This window comes from Keratinibaculum paraultunense (assembly GCF_016767175.1).
GTDB classification, from domain to species: Bacteria; Bacillota; Clostridia; order Tissierellales; family Tepidimicrobiaceae; genus Keratinibaculum; species Keratinibaculum paraultunense.
Genome location: NZ_CP068564.1, coordinates 1,550,123 through 1,571,709, shown reverse-complemented (window position 1 = coordinate 1,571,709; position 21,587 = coordinate 1,550,123). Strand labels below are relative to the sequence as shown.

The 21,587-nt window shown below is 29.2% G+C and carries 20 protein-coding genes; 19 read left to right on the top strand and 1 reads right to left on the bottom strand.

Translation table 11 applies throughout. The features are described 5' to 3' along the window. Positions 1 to 26 precede the first annotated feature (26 nt). From JL105_RS07745 to JL105_RS07720, 7 genes are all read left to right on the top strand, one after another. A complete protein-coding gene (locus JL105_RS07745) occupies positions 27 to 212 on the top strand; it encodes a hypothetical protein (RefSeq protein ID WP_202690472.1) in 186 nt (61 codons plus the stop codon). 223 nt (positions 213 to 435) lie between these two features. Next, the gene (locus tag JL105_RS07740; RefSeq protein ID WP_132029671.1) at positions 436 to 1,422 is read left to right on the top strand and encodes a hypothetical protein; all 987 of its coding nucleotides are present in this window, start codon (positions 436 to 438) and stop codon (positions 1,420 to 1,422) included. A gap of 24 nt (positions 1,423 to 1,446) precedes the next feature. After that, positions 1,447 to 1,614, top strand: a complete 168-nt coding sequence (locus JL105_RS07735; RefSeq protein WP_158280065.1) for a hypothetical protein — start codon at positions 1,447 to 1,449, stop codon at positions 1,612 to 1,614. Between the two features lie 698 nt (positions 1,615 to 2,312). Next, a complete protein-coding gene (locus tag JL105_RS11465; RefSeq protein WP_237722264.1) occupies positions 2,313 to 2,627 on the top strand; it encodes a reverse transcriptase family protein in 315 nt (104 codons plus the stop codon). Between the two features lie 49 nt (positions 2,628 to 2,676). Beyond that, entirely contained in the window at positions 2,677 to 3,567 is an 891-nt protein-coding gene (locus tag JL105_RS07730) for a reverse transcriptase domain-containing protein (RefSeq protein WP_237722263.1), read from the top strand. Positions 3,568 to 4,473: 906 nt separating this feature from the next. Then, positions 4,474 to 5,019 carry a response regulator transcription factor gene (locus JL105_RS07725; protein WP_132029669.1) on the top strand — a complete coding sequence of 182 codons (546 nt, stop codon included), beginning with the start codon at positions 4,474 to 4,476 and terminating at the stop codon, positions 5,017 to 5,019. Between the two features lie 47 nt (positions 5,020 to 5,066). Next, positions 5,067 to 6,211 (top strand): IS3 family transposase gene (locus JL105_RS07720; protein ID WP_132029667.1). Its coding sequence is split into 2 segments (ribosomal slippage): positions 5,067 to 5,298 and positions 5,298 to 6,211, totalling 1,146 coding nucleotides; the frame shifts between segments, so codons are not numbered across the junction. Positions 6,212 to 6,590: 379 nt separating this feature from the next. On the opposite strand, the gene JL105_RS07715 is transcribed toward JL105_RS07720, so the two are convergent. Next, entirely contained in the window at positions 6,591 to 7,520 is a 930-nt protein-coding gene (locus tag JL105_RS07715; protein WP_132029665.1) for a helix-turn-helix domain-containing protein, read from the bottom strand. Between the two features lie 120 nt (positions 7,521 to 7,640). Here JL105_RS07715 and JL105_RS07710 point away from each other — a divergent pair, with 120 nt between their 5' ends. The 12 genes from JL105_RS07710 to JL105_RS07650 all read left to right on the top strand — a co-directional run bounded on the left by JL105_RS07710 (position 7,641) and on the right by JL105_RS07650 (position 21,547). Continuing rightward, positions 7,641 to 7,793 carry a hypothetical protein gene (locus tag JL105_RS07710; protein WP_158280064.1) on the top strand — a complete coding sequence of 51 codons (153 nt, stop codon included), beginning with the start codon at positions 7,641 to 7,643 and terminating at the stop codon, positions 7,791 to 7,793. Positions 7,794 to 7,861: 68 nt separating this feature from the next. Next, positions 7,862 to 9,532: an ATP-binding cassette domain-containing protein gene (locus JL105_RS07705; RefSeq protein WP_132029663.1), complete on the top strand. Its 1,671-nt coding sequence runs from the start codon at positions 7,862 to 7,864 to the stop codon at positions 9,530 to 9,532. Between the two features lie 97 nt (positions 9,533 to 9,629). Then, positions 9,630 to 10,885, top strand: a protein-coding gene (locus JL105_RS07695) for an IS3 family transposase (RefSeq protein WP_408065620.1) whose coding sequence is annotated in 2 segments (ribosomal slippage) — positions 9,630 to 9,924 and positions 9,924 to 10,885 — 1,257 coding nt in all. Because the reading frame shifts where the segments join, the coding sequence is not laid out codon by codon here. Positions 10,886 to 11,156: 271 nt separating this feature from the next. After that, entirely contained in the window at positions 11,157 to 11,816 is a 660-nt protein-coding gene (locus JL105_RS07690; protein ID WP_132029709.1) for a signal peptidase II, read from the top strand. A gap of 42 nt (positions 11,817 to 11,858) precedes the next feature. After that, the gene (locus JL105_RS07685) at positions 11,859 to 14,927 is read left to right on the top strand and encodes a type 2 lanthipeptide synthetase LanM family protein (RefSeq protein ID WP_132029707.1); all 3,069 of its coding nucleotides are present in this window, start codon (positions 11,859 to 11,861) and stop codon (positions 14,925 to 14,927) included. Positions 14,928 to 15,028: 101 nt separating this feature from the next. After that, positions 15,029 to 15,730 carry a flavodoxin family protein gene (locus JL105_RS07680; RefSeq protein ID WP_132029705.1) on the top strand — a complete coding sequence of 234 codons (702 nt, stop codon included), beginning with the start codon at positions 15,029 to 15,031 and terminating at the stop codon, positions 15,728 to 15,730. A gap of 46 nt (positions 15,731 to 15,776) precedes the next feature. Beyond that, positions 15,777 to 15,956, top strand: a complete 180-nt coding sequence (locus tag JL105_RS07675) for a hypothetical protein (protein WP_132029703.1) — start codon at positions 15,777 to 15,779, stop codon at positions 15,954 to 15,956. A gap of 111 nt (positions 15,957 to 16,067) precedes the next feature. Further along, entirely contained in the window at positions 16,068 to 16,250 is a 183-nt protein-coding gene (locus JL105_RS07670) for a hypothetical protein (RefSeq protein ID WP_132029701.1), read from the top strand. Positions 16,251 to 16,647: 397 nt separating this feature from the next. Next, entirely contained in the window at positions 16,648 to 18,186 is a 1,539-nt protein-coding gene (gene istA, locus JL105_RS07665) for an IS21 family transposase (RefSeq protein ID WP_158280067.1), read from the top strand. Then, positions 18,161 to 18,904 (top strand): IS21-like element helper ATPase IstB, encoded by a 744-nt coding sequence (istB, locus tag JL105_RS07660; RefSeq protein WP_132029697.1) that lies wholly within the window; start codon positions 18,161 to 18,163, stop codon positions 18,902 to 18,904. The genes istA and istB overlap by 26 nt, the downstream gene beginning before the upstream one ends. 842 nt (positions 18,905 to 19,746) lie before the next feature. Then, positions 19,747 to 20,445, top strand: a complete 699-nt coding sequence (locus JL105_RS07655; protein ID WP_202690471.1) for a response regulator transcription factor — start codon at positions 19,747 to 19,749, stop codon at positions 20,443 to 20,445. After that, on the top strand, positions 20,423 to 21,547 hold the full coding sequence (locus tag JL105_RS07650; protein ID WP_202690470.1) for a sensor histidine kinase: 1,125 nt from the start codon (positions 20,423 to 20,425) through the stop codon (positions 21,545 to 21,547). Before JL105_RS07655 ends, JL105_RS07650 begins: the two co-directional genes overlap by 23 nt. Positions 21,548 to 21,587 lie beyond the last annotated feature (40 nt).

The window sequence follows — 21,587 nt, the reverse complement described above, 5'->3', positions numbered from 1 at the left end:
AATTAAACTATGCTTGTTTGGATGGAGTGTATAGCCTTGAAAAAAATTCAAGAAAAAAACTTAAAGAGATTTCAAAAGAAAATCTAATAGATAGCATTAACAAAATAATGGATATGTCAGAGCAGAAGATAATTGAATCAATTTCTGAAGATGATATTTTCATATACACTATATCAAGAGCATGTCCTACAAGTTTTCTAGCATGTTGCTAGTTGGATGGTACAGATAACTTAAAGTTAGAAGTAAGACATTGGCTAGCATTAGAAAGGTATTCTTGATTTAAATATATGAAGGAGGTCATGCATATGACTTATATGAACTCTCAGAGGTATAGTAACGGCGATTGAGTAATCTATCAACATGGGAATAGTATATATGATGGATTGTAATAATAAATGTTTAGTTTCTATATTTATTGGTGAAAGGGGTAAGTATATGAAAAAAATTATATGTTTGCTGTTAGCTTTTGTAATGTTAATTTCAGTGCCAGTACCAACTTTTGCACAGAATATTGAAATTGATCAAATGAATATAATGGATGAAAACAATGACCTAGATAGTTTTGAAATTATTCAAATAGGTAATATTTATTATATGTACTTGGAAAACAATGAAGATATTGTATGTATAACTGTTAATTCTGAAGGGAACCTTGTAAATGCATATAGTAGAAAACAAAATATAGAAGATAAGATGCTTGAATACAAACCAAAATCAACATTGAATCTAGAGGAATCTATATTGCATACTAACAAGTTACTTAATAATGAAGAATCAAAATCTATAGATACAGATATAAATAATATCTTAGATTTATTTAATAATAACGATTTTATCGAAACAAGAGAAATAAACATTGAAACAAGTTATGAAGGAGTTCTAGATTCAGGATCACGTAAAGATGAAAACCTAAACTCAGAGATATCATTATTAAATTCTGGTGAGAGTTCAAAAGCTATACGCAAAGCAAAAAATAGATATGGCAATACTGTTTTGAACAAATATTTAACAAAAGGGACATATAAAGGTAGAACAGGGTATCTATATTATACAAGAACTTTTGGAGCATATAGAACTATAAATAAATATGTAGCTGCAGGCTTAGCTTTATCAGCAATATCAGTAATGTTAGGGATACCTCCAGTAGGAGTAAAGCAAGTAGTCGCATTGGTCGCGGGTGCAGGAGGAACACTAGTGTCTCTAAAAGCAGAGACCGTAAGAAAGTATAAAACGACATGCTATAATTGCAAAGAGGTAAAGGTAGGGTCTATTTATCCATATAGATCATTAAAAGATTATGTAGGAGAAGTACTAATTTCAAGCACAGGAGTATCAGATTTTTATTATAAAAAAACAAAAACCAGTGATAATTTATACAATAATAATAGTGCAATAATAAAAAGAGGATGTGAATTATATTAAATGAAAAGATAAGGTGGAATGTTTATGCGTAAGAAAGAGTTGTCCTATTTATTTGGTATATTATTAGGTGTTGTATTCTTACTATCCGGCATAAAAGGAATATATGTGAAAGAAATATATAATGTAGTTTTTGTATGTTTAGGAGTATTTCTTGCTTTATTAAATGTATATTTAATTTTAAATAAAAAATAAACGATTATTAAGTAGGATATTTATTTTGCAATTCAACAATAAACAATAATACAAATAGTTTGAATTTACTTTATAAGAAAAAGACGATTAAGGGTAAAAATTGATATGCCCCTTGTCAAGTAGACAGGTAAAATGTCTAAAATAATTTTTATGAACTACCACATGACATCTAAGTTATGTGGTAGTTTTTAGTATGACGGGCATGTTATAAGTCTGTGGTGAAAGTCCACGTAGGGCGCAGTTGCCAGCGAACCTCATAGCAACTCCCAAGGTTTGTATCGTGAGATACAGACGAGAAGAAGGGATAGCAAAATTGTAGCCTGACGAACAGAAACCTAATACCAAGGCTTACATGGTGGATAAGCGGGCTGAAAGTCGTGAAGTCCAAAAGGCAATCGTAACCCATGAAAGTAAATTAGGCAGGTAGACAAGGAAAGATTGATGGCTTATCCCGTGAGGTCTCACTAGCGAGATAGTAGTAACAACGAATAGTGAGAAGTCAGCAAAAGCCATAGTAGTGATGAAACCTCAGTAATAGAGGTGGAACGAAGGGCTGAATAATTCAAAGTCAAATGGACTTGCAAAAGTATGTATCCATATCCGACGAGAAAATAGTATCAAAGACGTAACAGCGAGAAATTTTCATAGGAGTTAGGATTAAGAGGATACAGAGCATAACAAAGAAAGGAGACAATCCAATGTCAGAATTGCTAGAACAAATACTCAGTAGAGATAATATGTTTGCAGCACTAAACAAAGTAAAAGCAAACAAAGGAGCAGGAGGAATAGATGGAATATCAACCGAAGAAATAGACCAATACCTCAAAGACAACTGGGTAGAAATTAGAGACAAAATTCGAAGAAGAAAGTACAAACCAAAACCAGTCAGAAGGGTAGAAATACCAAAACCAAATGGAGGAGTACGCAATCTTGGAATACCAACAATAGTAGACAGAGTCATAGAACAGGCAATAGCACAAGTACTAACACCGATAGCAGAACCATACTTTTAATGATAACAGCTACGGTTTTAGACCAAACCGCAGAGCACAACAAGCGATAGTGAAATTGCTCGAGTATTTTAATGACGGATATACCTACATTGTAGACATCGACCTAGAGAAATTCTTCGATAACGTACCACAAGACAAACTCATGACCCTGGTTCATAACCTCATAAATGACCCAGGCACAGAATCCCTAATTAGGAAATATCTTAATGCAGGAGTAATGGTAAAAGGAGAATATGAGGAAACAACCAAGGGAACCCCACAAGGAGGAAACCTATCACCGCTTCTAAGTAACATAATACTAAACGAATTAGACAAAGAACTAGAAGCAAGGGGATTAAACTTTGTAAGGTATGCAGACGACTGTATAATCGTAGTAGGAAGTAGTGCAGCAGCCAATAGAGTAATGGCATCAGTAACAAAGTGGATAGAAAAGAAACTAGGACTAAAAGTAAATGCAACAAAATCCAAAGTTACAAAACCAACAAAACTAAAATATTTAGGATATGGGTTTTGGAAAGCTAAAGGAGAATGGAAAGCAAGACCGCACCAAGATTCAGTTAAAAGATTCCAAAGAAAGTTGAAACAGTTGACAAAGAGAAGTTGGTCAGTATCAATGACATATCGAATCAACAGACTGAACCAAGTAATTAGAGGGTGGATAAACTATTTTAGACTAGGAAATATGAAAACAGTCCTAAGAAAGATAGATGAACGACTTAGAACAAGAATGAGAATAGTCATATGGAAGCAGTGGAAGACAAGTGAAAAACGCCTGTGGGGACTTCGAAAACTAGGAGCCCCAATGTGGATGGCCAAACAATCAATAGGATTTGGAGACCACTATCAAGCAGTTGCAAAAACCACAGGACTACATCACATAAGCAAAGAAATCCTCGCAAGACGAGGACTTCTAAGCTGTTTGGATTATTATTTGAATTAAACCGCTGTATGCCGAACGGCACGTACAGTGGTGTGAGAGGGGCTACAGGCTAGCCCCTACTCGATTGGGCTGAGGTGGAGTTCATGTTGAACCTACTAGAAGGACTCACTTTAAGAATATATTTATAGGCAGAAAAAGAACATTAAAAACAATCTATGACTTATTATCATAAACAAACTAAAATAGTTAATTCTATGTATGGAAAGGTTTATCTGACTGCAAGATATGACTATAATCACAGTGAAAACTATGTCAAAATAACTAAAATATTGAAATATTTAGTTTATATTCAGAAGAGCACTACTTAGAAGAATTAGATAGAGGATATTCTTCTAATGATATTTAGGAGAAGCTTTATGATAGAACCCATAAAATCTCTGGTGGATATAAAAATAACAGCAAATGAATTAAAAATAAAATAAAGGAACATAAAATAAGTACTTAAGAATTTCTTAGATAATGCAATTGATATAAATTAGAGAGGTAAAACAAGTAAGAGAATTGAATTTATTTGTAATATAGTAAGTTGGTATTTCAAAATATTAAGAAAAATGTTATTATTAAAGAAAACAAGAGATAAGTAGTGAATTTATATTGAAAAATGTAGGATGATTAGAGGAATAATGAAATATAGGAGTTAGTTATAGAGTATTGTGGGTAGATTTGACAAATAAGAGATGATGAAGATGGAGTTTTAAGCTTTTGTAGGTATTTTAGTCAATCTTTTAGTAAATATGGGGAAAAATATATTTCAATAAAAAATTTAGAATGAATATGTAGGGAAATGTACCTAATGTCAAATGAAATAATAGAATTCAAAATGAAAGAATATTAAACTGATATTATGAGAAATTTGAATTATTTAATTGGAGATAGGTGTTGACTACATAAAAGAGAGGGGTTAAAATGTACAAAATTTTGATAATTGATGATGATCAAGATATTTGTGATATAGTCAAAATGAATGTTGAATTTGAGGGTTATGAAGCAATTGTTTTAAATGAAGGCTCTAAAGTAACAGAAATATTAAATTCTAATAAAGATATTGCATTAATAGTTTTAGATATAATGTTACCTGGTGAAAGTGGTTTAGAAATTCTATACAAAATAAAATCAAATTTCAACATACCGGTATTTATGTTGACAGCCCTTTCCTCTGATATAGATAAAATAAAGGGGTTACGAGGAGGGGCGGTAGATTATATAACAAAACCTTTTAATAATGAAGAATTAAGAGCTAGAATATCTTCAATGATTAAACAAATGAAAAGAATTCCTGTTACTACTGAAAAAATAATTACAAAAGATGAGGTTGTCGTTGATTGCAACAACAAAAACGTCACATATTTTAATAAACAATTAAAATTAACATCAACAGAATATAAAATAATTGAGTTTTTAATAGCAAATCCAGGGAGAATTTTGATGTTAGTATATAAGTATGGACACTAAATAAGGTTTTTTATATACTACTAAATGAGGAAGGAAGTGTCCATAAAATGTCTAAAAGAAAAACTTATACAGATGAATTCAAAATAATGATTGCAGAGTTAGTATTATCAGGAAAAACAGTTAGGGAAGTAGCAGACGAATATGGCCTAAGCCAAACAGCAATACGTAATTGGGTAAAGAAGAAAACACCGATAGATGTAAAGGGAGATACCACAAATCTTGAAGAAATTCTAAAAATCAAGAAGGAAAATGCAAGACTTAAGGAAGAAAATGATATATTAAAAAAAGCTATGGCCATATTCGCAACCAAATAAATCCTGATATTATATTTGAAATAATAAAAGCTAATTCTAAGGAACACAGCATAGATACTATGTGCAAGGTGCTAAAATATCCTAGAAGCACCTATTATGATAAGCATAAGGAAAAGCCTGGAAACAAGTGGAAAACTCTTAATAAGAAGCTTAGAGAAGATATTCTAACAATCTATAATAATAGTAACAAAATCTATGGAGCCCCTAAAATTCGCAAAGAGTTGATGAAAATGGGCTATGAAACTATTAGCATTAAGCGGGTTCAAAGGCATATGAAAAAATTAGGAATCAGATCAATTGTGGTTAAAAAATATAGACCTCATAGAGCCAAAAAGGTATATGAACAAGGTGAAAACCTATTAAATAGAGACTTTTCTACAACGAAGATAAATGAAAAATGGGTCGCTGATATTACATATATTCATACTTTAAAGGATGGATGGAATTACCTAGCATCTATCTTAGATTTGCATACCCAAAAAATAGTAGGATATAGTTTTTCAAAGACCATGGATACATCCTTAGTATTAAAGGCATTAGATAATGCTGTAACTACCCAAAAACCAAGTAAAGGATTAATTATACATTCAGATAGAGGCTCACAATATACGTCAAAGGAATATCGTGAAACAGTGGAATCAAAGCAATTTAAACTATCGTATAGTGCTAAAGGTTGTCCTTATGACAACGCCTGTATAGAAAGTTTTCATGCAATACTAAAAAAAGAATGCGTATATCTTAATACATTTATAGATCATAATCATGCTAAGTTAATATTATTTCAATATATAGAAGGATTTTATAATAGAAAAAGGATTCATTCATCAATCAACTACATGACTCCAGATGAATATGAGAATCTATGTAGAGTAGCATAGCTTGCTTTAGATTTTGAGCCTGAGGGGATGATAGCCACCCGTAGGGCTTGCCATTGATAAGCCAATAAATAAATGCTACAATATTCCACCACGAAGGCATAAAACATAGCTTGCTTTGAGTTTATCGCCTTCGGGTAGAAACCTAAAAGCATTTATGTTTGGATTGTCAATGGTGGCGGAGACCCACAAAAAAACCTAAATTTTTGTCCAAACTATTGACATAGATCCATTTAAATCTTATTTTGATTCTTGGCAGAAAAGAGAATTCTTTTTCTCAAAAGTACAGATTATTTCACCTTACTAATAATATATGAAAAGACGATGTTTATCATTGATTTGAGCTTTATATACATATATATTTATATCTATTTATTATCAATTACATCATCCATTCACTAATATCAATATTATGTATGTCTCTACAAGATTGTAAGAATATGTGTTTTAATTTTTCTTGTTTGTATATATCAAATAGTATGATAGTTTTAGAAATAGAGTCTTTATATGTGTCATGGTTAAGATAGTACTCAGAAATAGATTTACGGGCATATAATAAGGATAAGCAAGTAAGAACATTGTTTTTTACACAAGTACTTATACCGACATTACAATAATGTAAACATTCCTTATGAAGATCAAGTCTATAATAATTATATGCTAAATTATATAATATCTTAATTTTAAGTTTAACATCATCAGAATCTATAATAGACAAACAAAATTTTAATATTTCAATTCCTTCATTTACTGTTCTAAGTTTATTGAAAAGGATAGCTATATTCATTAAGATTCTAATCTCTAAATTACTATATACAAAGTCATCATAATTTGATAAATCAAAATTGGGAGTTGTTATTTTTAAAGCTCTAATAAGTAAGTCTAAAGCTTTACTATAATTTTTGATTTCTGTTTTTACTATGATAGATTTAATTAATAGACAATATTGTCTTAGTAAGTTTTTAACATAAGCATTATATTTTTCTTGATGTAGTAATTTTTTTGCAACTTTTAAATCAAATTCTAATTGTTCAAACTCACCATTTTCTAGATGTGTTTCTATTTTGCTTTTTATTTTTATAAAATCACCATAGTTTTTAAACCTATACTTTAAAAGTAATTCATTGAGGTCTACTTTTAGAACAGGAGATAATAATTCTAGAGTAATTTGATTAGGAGTAACTTTTCCATTCTCAATCTTTCTAATGGTATCAATACTAATATTAGAAGCGCTACAGACATACTTTTGTGTATATCCTCGCTGTCTTCTAATCTTGCGAACTTCTTTTCCAAATAAGTCAAGATTATACACATCAGCACATCCTTTCTAATTTCAACCCCGATTTGAATAGGGTTGAAAATTTGACAATCATATTATATCATATAAATAGTTAGATAATTCGAAAAAATTTAAATAAGGGAGAGAAGGCCTATGAAAAAAAGATTATCTGCTTTAATTTTAATATTATCCTTATTAGTTTTTAACCAATCAATTAGAACTTCAGATTTAATAGTAGCAGGAAAAGATGATTTGATAGATGCACATAGCTACGAAGATATATATAAAAATATAAGCATTAATTAATATAGGTAACTAAGTAAGTATGGTAACAGAGTACAAAAATATTACTGAATAATAAATAGGGAGATCATATGAGAAAACTGATTGTAAATACTATCAGAAAGGAAAAATATAAGTTTATTTTAATTACTATAATATCTATTTTTGTATGGGTTTATGGACTATTATTTCCTTATCTAAATGCTGAATTGATAGATAATCTGACTAAACTTAAATCTATGAATATTGTTCTACGAATTATTTATACTATTATACTTCTTACATTACTAAACATGGTACTATCTTATGTTTTAAACATGCAAATGGCAAAGCTAAAACTGAAGTTTACTTATCAAATAATTTATGATGTAACTGAGCATTTAAAGAGAGTATTTATATTGTTTTTTTCAGATTATAAGCCTGTTTACCTTAGCCAAAGGATTTATAATGATTCAAATAGCCTAATTACTTTTTTTTTAGATAACTATCTGAGATTTTTTACAAACCTTGGCACGATATTGTTTTCTTTTTATATGTTATTTACTATCAATTTTAAAATATTTATTTGTAGTTTAGTTAGTATACCTTTCTTTCTTATTCTTTATAATTATTTAAAAAGTCCTCTATATAAATGGAATTTAATATTAAAAGAGAGTCAAAATAAATTTTTTACAAGTTTATCAGAACAGTATATATATATAAAAGATATTAAAACAAATGGTAGCTTTAATCAAAGTTCTAAGCTATTAAACTCTACATTTAGTAAATTACTTACAAATTCGATAAATGCAAATAGAGTAGCCCATCTTTTTTATTCTTTAGATGGAATAATTACGCTATTATTACAATCAGTTATATTAGTCTTGGGATCTAAGTCTATATTAGATGGGCATATGACTATAGGTCAATTTACAATTATCTTATCATACTATTCAATGATTATAGAATGCATAAAATATTATCTAAACTTTGGAAAATCTTATCAAGAAACTAAGGTATCATTCAATAGAATAAATGAATTGTATAGTGTGAAAAAAGAACATAATGGAACAAAAATTATAGAAAATATTAATTCAGTATCATTAAATGATATTAACTATTCCTATACCTATAAGAATAAAAAGGAACCTTATATTATAAAAGACTTTAATTATAAGTTTGAAAAAGACAAAATTTATATAATTAGAGGTCATAATGGATCTGGAAAATCAACATTAATAGATATTATTATAGGGCTCCTAAGTGAAAATTTAAGTGGAAATGTAAAATATAACAATATTAATATAAAAGAAATTGATTTATATGAACTTAGAAAACGCAACATTGCAGTAGTACAACAATTTCCAAATCTTATGTCGGATACAGTATTATCATTATTTAATTATAGTGATAACACTAAAGAAAATATTAAGTTAATTAAAAATCAAATTAAAGAATTGGGATTAATGGGATTATTTTATAATAATCACTTTGATTTAGATAAGTTTTGGTTTAAAAAAATATCAGAATTATCGGGAGGTGAAAATCAAAGAATTGCCATATTACATGCTCTATTGAAAAGACCAAGTTTATTGATATTAGATGAACCTTCATCAGCCCTAGACTCAGATAGTGTCAATGAATTAATTAACATATTGGAATTAAATAAATTAGACACTATCACTATTATTGTAACTCATGATGAAAGATTATTCACAATATGTGATGAAATAATAAATATTGATTATAACAGGACAAATTCTTTATTGAAAACAAGTTCATAGGACTAATACTTTATAACACCTCTATTAAGCCCCCTAACCTATTTGGACAATCGCACACTAATTTAGTAAAATAAAAATTAATGGGAGGTTGTCTAAATTGAGAGGTAAAGGTAAAAGATATCCAGAAGAATTTAAACGTCAAATTATTAAGGAAGTAGAGGAAACTGGTAATGCTACATTAGTTGCCAGAAGACACGATTTAGTCCCTGGAACTGTTACCCGCTGGGTTAGGGAGTCAAAGAAAGAAAATGGACTAATTCCAAATTATAATTATTCCAATAATATTAATGCTAAATCCCTAGAAGAAGAAAATGAGCAATTAAAAAAATTATTAGGCGAAAAAGATTTAGAAATTGCCATTCTTAAAGACCTTTTAAAAAAAACGAACCCACAATAGAAGATAAAGTTAATATTGCGAAGAAATGGATTGATTTAGGATATACTGCAGTTACTGTCCTTAAAATTCTTGGATTAAGTAGGTCTACCTATTATTACAATATTAAAAAAAGAACTAAAACTGAAGATATGAATGAAGATACAAAAATAAATAAAGGCGGTAGACCAATTCCTGGTTACTCTTTTGATAAAGATGGCAATCATATTTGTGATGAACAAATAAAGGAATATATATTAAAAATCATTGAAACAGAAGGATTGTACTACGGTTACTGCAAAATAACTGTATTGTTAAGAAGGAAATTTAATTTAATTATAAATAAGAAAAAAGTATATAGATTATGTAAAGAGCTTGAGGTCTTAAGGCCTCAAAGGAAAATTAAACCTAAATTTCCTAGAAAAATAGCTATAAATAGAGAAATAACAACATCAAATTCCCTTTGGGAAGTAGATGTTAAATATGGTTATATTCATGGTGAAGATAGATTCTTCTATATAGCTTCTTTTTTAGATGTATATGATAGAAATATAGTAGAATATCATATGGGATTATCTTGTAAAACTGAAGACATAATCGTAACCCTTAAAAGGGGATTAATGAAGCGGGAACTTTATAATAAGAAAATTAACTTGATTATAAGGTCAGATAATGGCCCACAATTTATCAGCAATAAATTTCAAGATACTTGTAAAGAATTAAAATTAGAGCATGAAAGGATACCATTTAAGACTCCAAATAAAAATGCCCATATAGAAGCTTTTCATAGATTGTTAGAAGATGAATGTTTGTCAAGGTACGAATTTAAAAGCTATACAGAAGCTTATGAAGCAGTATCTGAATATATTAAATTCTACAATAAAGTTAGAATCCATAGTTCTTTAGGATATATTTCACCAGTAGAATTTTACCATAAAACATTGGAAGGAACAGCAAAACCTTTGAAAATAAAGCTTTAATACTTTGCCTTCAAGTGCCTAACACATTAATATTTAGCTGAAATCAAGGGCCTGCTTTGAGGGGCGTAGCCTTTACCCTTGATGAAGATAAATATTAATGTACAATAAACCAAGGGCAAAATGAAATATTATGATATTGGAAGTATTAGTGAGTTTTTGTCCAAAATTAAGGGGTCAATCCGTATTTCGTTGCAAATGATCCATTAAAATAATATAAAATTAATTAGGGGTATTGGAAAATACTACTTGATTTAAAGAGGAGGAGAATGATTTGAACAAATATATTTACTTAATTGCATTTGCCATCATGCCTATTTTAAACATGATAAGAAAAATTGTAATTGGTCAAGCTTACGAACTTAGACATTATATTACACTGTTTATACCTATATTAATATATATTTTTTTAGGATATTTTATAACATCTTATTTAAAAAAGCATGATTTCTCTAATAAGTTTATGGCAGTAACAATTGGAGTACTTGTTGGAATAGATCAAATTGCAAAATTAATCATCTATAGATTTCTAGGTAACAAAGTAATTACTCTTCCTGGAAACTTATTTATGCTAAAGATAGTTAAAAATGAACAGATAAGTGCGTTGTTCAATATTCTTGGATTAACATTACCTGGTTGGATTACAACTATTGCTAGGCTCATGGTATTAATAGTTCTATTAATTTTCTACCGATATTGTGAAGAAAAATATCAAAAAGATAGTTATTTAAATTTAACAAAAATCTTAACATATGCCATGGTTATATGTTCCATAATGGATAGTGCTCTCTGGGGTTATACATTGGATTTTATAGTGTTTAAGGGTTTACAAGCTATTGATATAAAAGATATATATGCACAATTAGGAATTGGAACATTATTAATGTACGGCATTAAAAATGACTTATTTGTAATTAAAAAATACAATAATTAATACTAAAACCTAACATGTCATTAATATATAGGGGGGCGAAATATGCAACAAACATACCCTTCACTAACTAAAGCATTAACAATCGAAGAAAGAATAAATGCCTTCAATGTAGAAAGTGAATATATTTTTGATGATATCCAATTAATTTATGATTGGCTAAATATAAGAAGTTTAGTTAATGAAGAATCTTTTAATGAAAGTTTAAAAATTCGGAATATTAAAAAAGAAAACTTTGCATTTGCACTTAAAAATTTTACTGAGTATGAAAATAGTATTTTATATAATTATCTAGAACAACAAAATTGGTTTCAGCTTTTCAATATGATATTTGATACATGTAATGTCAATCTAAATAATATTGATAAAGATCAATTAGTTATCCCTTTTTCAGAATACATCAAACAGGAGATTTTTACTCAAGTTAAAGAATTAAAAAATATTAGCGTATCAGCTAAAACAATAGAAGAATATATTGCTGATTGTAAAAGCATACTTAGTCGTATGACTTGGAAATGTCTGATTATAGAGCTTCACCAATTTAAACAACATAATGAACTTAAAGGAAATGATGGGCATGAAAGGTATTTAGACTTTATCAAGAGAAAATACTCATCAATTGATAAAATAAAATCATTCTATCTAAAGTATCCAGTGTTGCTCCGATTATTAATTAATCGAAGTCAAGATTTTATCAACTCAACGATGGAAATGTTTAAGTTTATTGATGGGGACTATCATAAGATAAGTAATTATTTTGGTCTATCTGATAATAAGATAATAGGTTTTGAAACATCTAAAGGAGATACTCACCAGAGGGGGAGAAGTGTTTCAAAATTAATATTTTCAAATTCTAAGGAATTAATCTATAAACCAAGAAATTTATATATTCAAAAAGCATTCAGTTCATTAATAAATTACTTTAACGAAAATAGTGGATTGATGGATCTTCGTACTAATAATGTATATTATGCAGAAAAATTTACAGTAGAAGAAGTAATTACTCATAAAGAATGTACTAATAAAAATCAATTAAACAACTATTATTATAGAATTGGTGAATTAATCGTATTATTGGGAATAGTTGGCGCAACAGACATGCATAGCGAGAACATCATAGCATCGGGAGAATATCCATATATTATTGACTGTGAAACATTATTATCGCAATATGAATACGATTTAGAGGATAATGCAAACTTAGAGGTAATTAACGATCATATACTAAGATTATTTGCGATAGGTATCTTACCAACGAAAGGTTTTGATAATAATGTAGAAGGTAAAGGTGTTGATGTCAGTGGACTAGGAGGGGGACAGGAAGAAATCTACCCTACTAAAGTATTAGTGCCAATAAATGTCTATACTGATGAAATGCGTTTTGAGTATAAATATGACGCTGTTATTAAAGCGAATGAAAATTTGCCAAAATTTAAAAACAAAACTATAACATATCACAACTATAAAAATGATATTATTCAAGGATTTGATGATGCACTAAATTTTGTTTATCGGAATAGAAAAGAAATTATTGAGTTAATAGAAAATACATTTCAAAACTTGCTAGTAAGGCAATTAACGAAATCGACAGCAGTTTATGGAGATTTATTGACATTTGCAGATCATCCGCACTACCTATCAGATAGCAAACATTTAGAAAAGCTATTTGAAAATAACTGGGCTAATCCTTATAAAGATAGACGTATAGTTCCTTATGAAGTTAATGATATGCTCAATATGGATATCCCAATTTTCTTTTGCAATACTTCTAAAAATCATATTATTACAAGCAACTATGAGTATATAGAAGATTATTTTCCTAAAAGTGGTTTAGAAATAACCATAAGTAGACTTAAAAAATTAAATATGAAGGAAGTAAATAAGGAAAAATTAAAGTTGAGAATATTATTAGGAAATTACTATGAGTTGATTGATGAAAGAGATAAGAAGATGCCAGAAATATCATACCAAGAGGATTATTTAAATAAGGAAAAGATTTTGGATACATGTAACAAAATTGCATATAAAATCATGGATTTATGTTACTATAGCAAAAGTGGAAAGTATGTTTCATGGCCATATATAGATACAACTGATGGTTTTTATAAAATTACCTCCATTGAAAATGGTTTATATTCAGGTAGAGCTGGAATTTTACTTTTTTTAAACTATTTATCTAAATATACAACCGATAGAAATATTATAGAATTTACAGAAAAAGTTAAAAATACCACAAAAGATTATGGAATTTATCATCACCATGGTGTATTTTCAGGTAGTTTAGGTGAGGCATATGTACTTTTGAAATGTAATATAGATGATCCTACTTATTTTAAAAAACTATATTCTAGGTATTCCAAAAATTCAAAATATTCAAAAAATAACACATATACTGGTATTGATTGGTTAGGAGGAGGAGCTAGTTTAGTTAAACTATTAGATAATAATCAAAATATTTTAACTAGTAAATCCTTACTCTATGAAGAAATAGCCAAAATAATTACCACAATTAAATCAAATTTAGACATGTTTTTAGAAAAAGAATCAAGTATAGGAATGGGACATGGTGGAATTGGGATATTATATGCTATGTTAATTGCTCAAAATAAATATGGAATAAATTGCGAGAAAGATATTGAGAAAATACTAGATCATACATTAAATCAAATTAAAGATTTAAATTATTACAAAAATGATTATATCCATAGCAAAAACCATACTTCTTGGTGTCATGGAACAACTGGACTTGGAATTGGAGCTGTAGCATGTTTGAAATATCTTAATGATGATAGATTGGTACATTTTAAAGAACTTGCTTTAAGACAGGCTATAAATGATTCTAACCAGAATATGTCTTTATGTCATGGTTTATCAGGAAATCTAGATTTTTTAATAACATGTAGTTTATTAAGTCCTCAAGATAGGTTTACAGACTATATAAACTCAACATCTAGTCAAATTGCTAATTATTTTTTAGAACATGGACAGGCAAGATTACAAGAATTAGATGATTTCAGAGATGTAGGGTTATTTATGGGATTATCAGGAGTTGGTTACTCTCTACTAAGATCAATATTTCCAGAAGAAATACCTAGTGTATTAACTTTAGATTAACTAGCAGCTTATTCAAAGATTTAAGCACATGTATTATGTGTCCAATAAGGTGTGAAAACACCTAATTTAATACTATAAAAAATAATGTAGGGTGATATAAAATGAATATTTTTTGTTTTATTGGCAGTATGCAAGGAAAGAACTCAACCACACTTAAATATACTAAACAACTAATTGATTCCCTTCCCAGTAGGGGTAACAATGTTGATGTTTTTACAGCAGAATCCTTAAATATTCTTCCATGTATGGGATGTAATTCTTGTTTTGCTACTGGTATTTGTCCTCAAGATAATAAGGATGACATGAAAATGATTAAGGAAAAAATAAAAAAGTGCGACTTATTAATAATAGGTTCTCCAGTTTATATACATCAAATATCTGGTTCGACCAAAGTCTTTATAGATAGATTAGCACATTGGTCACATCTATTTCCTCTTACAGGAAAACTTGCTGTAGTATGTACAAGTACATCAACTTCAGGCGAAGAATATGTAACTAGCTATTTAAAAAAAGTTGTATCTGCCTTTGGATGTATTTGTATAGATTCCTTAGTAATAAACGATTTAATGCTTGAAGAAGATATAAATCGTAATATCATGCAATTAGCAGAAAAAGTAGATAAAGCATATAAAAATCCAAAATCATTAAGAGGTAATGTTTTTCAAAATGGATTATATTCTTCAATGTATAACCAATTATCTAAACATAGACAAGGATATGAATATAATTATTGGCTTAAAAATGGGTTACTAGATTTTTATACATTCGATTCCTTCTTAACATATACGCTTAATAAAGTCTAAAGAATTGGGAATTTCTATGTAAATAATAAAAGAAGGGGGGAAGATAATGAATAATATTGGTGTTACTTTTGAAGAATTAGAATTTGAAGAGATGGCATCTTCTCAGCAGGTTGAATATGAGCCAGAGAGTGTTGCCACAGCAGTAACAGTATTATCTATACTTACAGCATATGAAGCATCATATTATATATCCAGATGGTGGAGTAGAAACTTTAATTGTCCATAAACCTATTAAAAATTCATAAGTTTAGAATATTTAATAATATAATTTAAACCAATTCTTTAGACTTATTAAATATAAATTAAATTAATAAACAAATAGTTAGGGGGGAAAAGAATGAAGAATTATAATCTTGTAGGACCTACATTTGAAGATTATTCTTTAGATGAAATGGAAGCAAGTCAAAATACACCTGTTGAGGCACAAGGTGTTTCTGTAATTACATTATTAACTGTAATTTCTTTAGTAGCTGGATTGACTCGAGGCTGCGAAAACTCTAGAGCAAATGCTTGTGAGTAATCGCAAAAAATGTACTCACCATATTAAAGGGATATTGGTAGTACCAATGTCCCTTTTTAAATTTCTACACATTTTTGGAACTTTATAACCTATTAATTTCTCATATTTTTACTATATTTTGTATTTTGTTGTTCGTATTATATCATAAAGTTTTAGAAATTAAATTTTTATTTTCTAACTTGTTTTTGTCTATTTTATTACTTTCTCTATCTATTATATCTGTTGTATTGATATAGCTTTTTATTTTTACTACTAAAATATCTAATTTTAGCTTTTGCAGATGCTAAACTAAATATGTACCAGTAAAGAAGAGCTGCTAATGAAAAAGTGTACCACCTTTACCAACTCTTCCCGTATAATATAGTTGAGCAAACAAAACATACGGGAGGTATATGAGGTGATAAAGGTGGCTATATATGATACTATCAGAGAATTGTATTTTAATAAAGGGCTTTCTAAAAGAGAAATTGCAAAAAGATTAATGATACACAGAAATACTGTAACTAGAGCCATTGAAAGGGAAGATAATAAATATTTACTTACAGTAGAAAAAGAAAAGCCTGTTAATGGTGAATTCATTGAAAGAATTAAGGTAATGGTTCTGGAAAACAAGGCCAAAGGAAAGAAAGAAAGGTTAACGAAAACTAGAATGCACCAACTTCTTCAAGAAGAAGGGTATAAAGGCTCCTACTCAGCTTTTACCCATCAAGTTAGGATTATTGAGGAAGAGTTAGGTGTAAACCAAAAGGAAGCTCATGTAAAGCTAGATTATGGTAATGGTGTGCTTCAGGTAGACTTTGGTGAAATGATTGTTATGGATGAAGGATATCCAAGAAAAGTAATGGTCTTTTGTGCCAAACTATCTAAGGAAAAGGTAGAATTTGTACAAGCATACCCACGACAAAGCACAGAATTTTTCTTTGACGGATTGATTAGGGCCTTTGACTTTTATGGTGGAATACCAAGAAAGATAATATTTGACAATCTTAAACCAGCTGTTAAAGAGGTATTATCCGGTAGTGAAAGAATTCTTCAAGATGAGTTTTTAAGATTTAAATCCTTCTACTGCTTTGAAGCAGAATTTTGTGGCCCCGGGAAAGGTAACGAAAAAGGTCTTGTTGAGAACCTGGTAAAGTATGTAAGGAATAATTACTTCCTGTCCTATATTGACTTTAAAGGCTTTGATAAGTTAAATGAAAAACTATACGCTGAATGCTGGGACAAGATGCATACTAAAAAGATAGATGGAATTACCTGGTTTAAAACCCTTAATGAGGCTCGAAAAGATTACTTTCTTCCACTTAAAGGACATTATGATCATGCAAGATTAACTACAGCTAAAATTAATACATATCAGCTTGCTCACATTGACAGAAATAGATATTCAGTTCCTACAGCTTATGTAGGGAAAAAAGTAGATGTGAAGATATATCCATTTAAAATAAAGATAATCTACAAAGGGGAACAAATAGCCGAACACCAAAGGTTATTCTCAAAGAATAAGGATAGCTTAGAGCCCTACCATTTTTTAGACTTACTAATGAAAAAGGCAAGAGCATATGATGATGCGCTAGTGATTAAGCAGTGGAAACTTCCAAAGGAGTTTGATAACTATCACAGGATGCTTCAGGCTACTACTAAATCCAAATCTAAGGGAACAAGAGAATTCATAAACATATTAAAGCTAACGAAAAGCTATGGTATAGGGAAAATTGTTTCAATATTAAAAGAACTTGATAAATCAAATAGATATAGCTATGAAGAGGTTTTAAGCCTATTAAGATATAGGGAAGATAAGATAATCAAAAAGACAATATCCAAAGATATACTAGAAGCAATGGGAGCTCCAGACATTCAATCATCTTCTCCAAACATATCTCAATATGATATCCTCCTAGAAGGAGGTGAGAATGTTGAGAGAAGAGCTATTCAATAAACTAAAATATTGTAAACTTTCAGGAATGATAGATGTATTTGATAGGGTACTAGAGGAAGCTTTAGACAAAGAATTAAACCACTTGGAGTTTTTTGAAATGCTTTTAGACGAGAAGGTAATAAATAGAGAAAATCGTAGATACAATAGGCTATTGAAAAATGCATGTTTCCCAACCATTAAGACCATAGACACCTTCGATTTTTCCAAGGCCCCCTTCCTTAATAAAAAGGAAATCATGGAACTATTTACCCTTGATTTCCTAAATGATAATCAAAATATAATATTTATTGGAGACCAAGGGACTGGAAAAACCCATATAGTAACATCAATAGGAGTAGAAACATGTAAACAAGGTAAATCAGTATTATTTTTCACAGCTGCATCCCTTGGAAACAAGCTTATAGAAATGCAAGAACAATTAGCCTTAGGTAAATTTATTGAAAAACTTAGAAAAGTAGACCTATTAATAATAGACGAATTGGGATACGTCTCCTTATCCCATCGTTCTACCCAACTGCTATTTCAAGTCTTTTCAGAGAGATATGAAAAAGGCTCAATAATGATAATCAGTAATCTTGAATTTGGAGAATGGGGAAACATATTTAACGATGAAATAATGGCTGCTGCTATTATTGACCGTCTAATACACAATAGTATTATAAAATCTTTTAAGGGATCAAGTTACCGTTTATTAAGCCGGCAAGAAAAGATTGTATAAGAATATAGAGAACAAATCTATTATTATTTTTTTACCATTATGTGGTACACAATTTGATTAGTAGGGTGGTACACGATCCTATTGACAAAAGCAATAATGTAGCAGATATTATTTATGAAATAAAAGATAGGAAAATAAATAGAATTAAGGGTTAATCATTTAGTAAATGCATCGGGGTATAAAAACCTTGATACATTTGTTATATAATCTAGAAGAGGATAATGGAATTTAAAGTGATTCCAGGGAAAGAGGGGAGTAATTAAATTGAAAGATAAGACTAGAAGAATATAGTCTATAGATTGTGATGAATAAAGTTTTCAAAAGACAAAACAAATTTTGAGGATTTCATTGATTGCAATTTAAAGAGTAAGTGTAAATTTAGGAACATAACTAGATAATAAAAGATTATATATCACGAGTTTACACTAGCTCTAATAATCACAGAATAAATTTTATTCAAAAATACAAGTCACCGTCAAGGGGGTAATATCATGCTACGACATCATTATTGTACTCTCAAGGCATGTTGAGGTGGTTACTTTGCTTATAAGGAACGAGGTATCGAAATAGACAAATGGTATCACTAATGCCAGGTCTGCCCAAGGAGACTAGTGTTGGCGAAGGCTGATTGGAGACAAGCTATGACTGGGTGTGTAAAGGTTTTAGATTAGTATGTTTCAATTAATAGATGAAATAATAGATTTCATTATATAATCAATTATATTTAATGATATAATATAGGTGCAAAAAGAGATGATTTTATTCCTATAATAACATAACAAATCCTTAAGGTAATGTAATGTAGTGTTTTTTTTGGAGTATTGGTGTAGGGGGGATAATCTATGGGAAAAATAGTTGTTGTGGATGATGAAAAAGAAATAGCTGATTTAATAGCTTTGTATTTAACAAACGAAGGATTTGAGGTGGTTGTTTTTTATGACTCTCAAGATGCTATGGAGTACTTAGAAGATAATATTCCTAAAGCCTTAATTTTGGATATTATGATGCCTAAAATAGATGGTTTGACTATGTTAACAAAAATAAGGGAGAAATATTATTATCCTGTAGTTTTAGTTACGGCCAAAAATGAAGATTTAGATGTTATTAAGGGATTGATGTTAGGAAGTGATGATTACATCAAAAAGCCTTTTAATCCTCTAGAGCTAGTGACTAGGGTAAAGGCATTGTTACGCAGAATAGAAGTATATGAAGAGCTTGACAAAAAGCAGAAAATGATATTTCAATACAAGGATCTACAGCTGAACTTGGAGACCCGAGATTGCTATGTGAAAGGAAAGAAGATAGATTTAACAACAACAGAGTTTGAAATATTAACATTATTGTTGATGAATATTGGCAAAAAACTTTCATCCGAGTGGATTTATAAGAGTATTACTGGAGATGACTATTATAATATGGCTTACAATAGTGTGGCAACCCATATCCGAAATTTAAGGATAAAATTAGGAGATTCTTTTGAAAATCCCCATTATATCAAGACCGTTTGGGGGGAGGGATATGTTATTGAAAAAAACGACTAAAAGTTTTCTTAAAGGTTTAATTATATTAACTCTCATATTGATTCTTATATATATGATTATTGGAAGTAACTTCCTACACATTTTTACAAACAATTTTATGTTTGACATAAGAGAAGTAAAGGTTTATGGTAAAACTTATATTGAGGGGAAATTGGATTGGAGTAGTATTAGGCAGACTTCAATACTACTAATCTATGCAGTATATATTATAGCATTTATTATTTCAGAAGTTTTCATTATGAGAAAAGTTTTAGAAGTTAAAAATGCGGTAGCGTTAGAAATCCATGAAAGAATTCAAATGTTAAAAAATAACCTTGTGCCAGAAAATAAGCTGGAATATCTAGGCATAGATAAAGAAATTAAAGCATTAATCGAAGAAAGAAACGAGCTTATAAAACAAAACCAAGACCAAGTTATACAACATAATCAATCTATGGCATTTTTAGCACATGATTTGAAGACGCCATTAACCTCAATATTTGGATATGTATCCTTGCTATTAGATGAACCAAATATATCAGAAGAAAATAGAAAGAAATATTTGAAGATTATTCAGGAAAAATCCAAAGAACTAGAGAATCTCATCAATCAATTTTTTGATTTGGCCAAATTTCAACTTCAAATTTCTCATTTGAACTTAAAAAAAATAGATTTATTAAATTTGCTAATACAGATGAGAGAAACTTTTTATCCTAAAATCACCCAAAAAAACCTTAAATTTGAGATTGATATAGAAGAGTCTATTATATTTCTTGTAGATCAAGATTTGATTGCTAGAGCATTTTACAATGTTATAAAAAATGCTATACAATATACAAAACCAGGTGGGAAAATAAGAATTTACACCATTTCAAATTCGGAATATCAATCTGTTATTATTGAAAATGATGTCTATGGTATGACTGATGAACAAGCTTCTAAGCTGTTTCAACCTTTTTACAGGATAGATAAGTCTAGAAATAAATCTATTGAGGGTTCTGGTTTAGGATTGGCTATATCAAAAGAGATTATGGAAAAACATAAGGGTAGAATTAGTTCGGAATTGACTAGTTCAACTTTGAAAATCATTATGGACTTTCCACTTAAAATGACAAATAATTAAATATAAAGAAATATTTATTTTTTATTGATATTTTCTTCAA

Excerpts from the sequence above, each read along its gene's own strand:
- JL105_RS07740 (WP_132029671.1), top strand. The coding sequence starts at position 436 with ATGAAAAAAATTATATGTTTGCTGTTAGCTTTTGTAATGTTAATTTCA.
- JL105_RS07650 (WP_202690470.1), top strand. The coding sequence starts at position 20,423 with ATGTTATTGAAAAAAACGACTAAAAGTTTTCTTAAAGGTTTAATTATA.
- JL105_RS07705 (WP_132029663.1), top strand. The coding sequence starts at position 7,862 with ATGAGAAAACTGATTGTAAATACTATCAGAAAGGAAAAATATAAGTTT.
- JL105_RS07735 (WP_158280065.1), top strand. The coding sequence starts at position 1,447 with ATGCGTAAGAAAGAGTTGTCCTATTTATTTGGTATATTATTAGGTGTT.
- JL105_RS07725 (WP_132029669.1), top strand. The coding sequence starts at position 4,474 with ATGTACAAAATTTTGATAATTGATGATGATCAAGATATTTGTGATATA.
- JL105_RS11465 (WP_237722264.1), top strand. The coding sequence starts at position 2,313 with ATGTCAGAATTGCTAGAACAAATACTCAGTAGAGATAATATGTTTGCA.
- JL105_RS07685 (WP_132029707.1), top strand. The coding sequence starts at position 11,859 with ATGCAACAAACATACCCTTCACTAACTAAAGCATTAACAATCGAAGAA.
- JL105_RS07710 (WP_158280064.1), top strand. The coding sequence starts at position 7,641 with ATGAAAAAAAGATTATCTGCTTTAATTTTAATATTATCCTTATTAGTT.
- JL105_RS07655 (WP_202690471.1), top strand. The coding sequence starts at position 19,747 with ATGGGAAAAATAGTTGTTGTGGATGATGAAAAAGAAATAGCTGATTTA.
- JL105_RS07675 (WP_132029703.1), top strand. The coding sequence starts at position 15,777 with ATGAATAATATTGGTGTTACTTTTGAAGAATTAGAATTTGAAGAGATG.
- JL105_RS07680 (WP_132029705.1), top strand. The coding sequence starts at position 15,029 with ATGAATATTTTTTGTTTTATTGGCAGTATGCAAGGAAAGAACTCAACC.
- istB (WP_132029697.1), top strand. The coding sequence starts at position 18,161 with ATGTTGAGAGAAGAGCTATTCAATAAACTAAAATATTGTAAACTTTCA.
- JL105_RS07670 (WP_132029701.1), top strand. The coding sequence starts at position 16,068 with ATGAAGAATTATAATCTTGTAGGACCTACATTTGAAGATTATTCTTTA.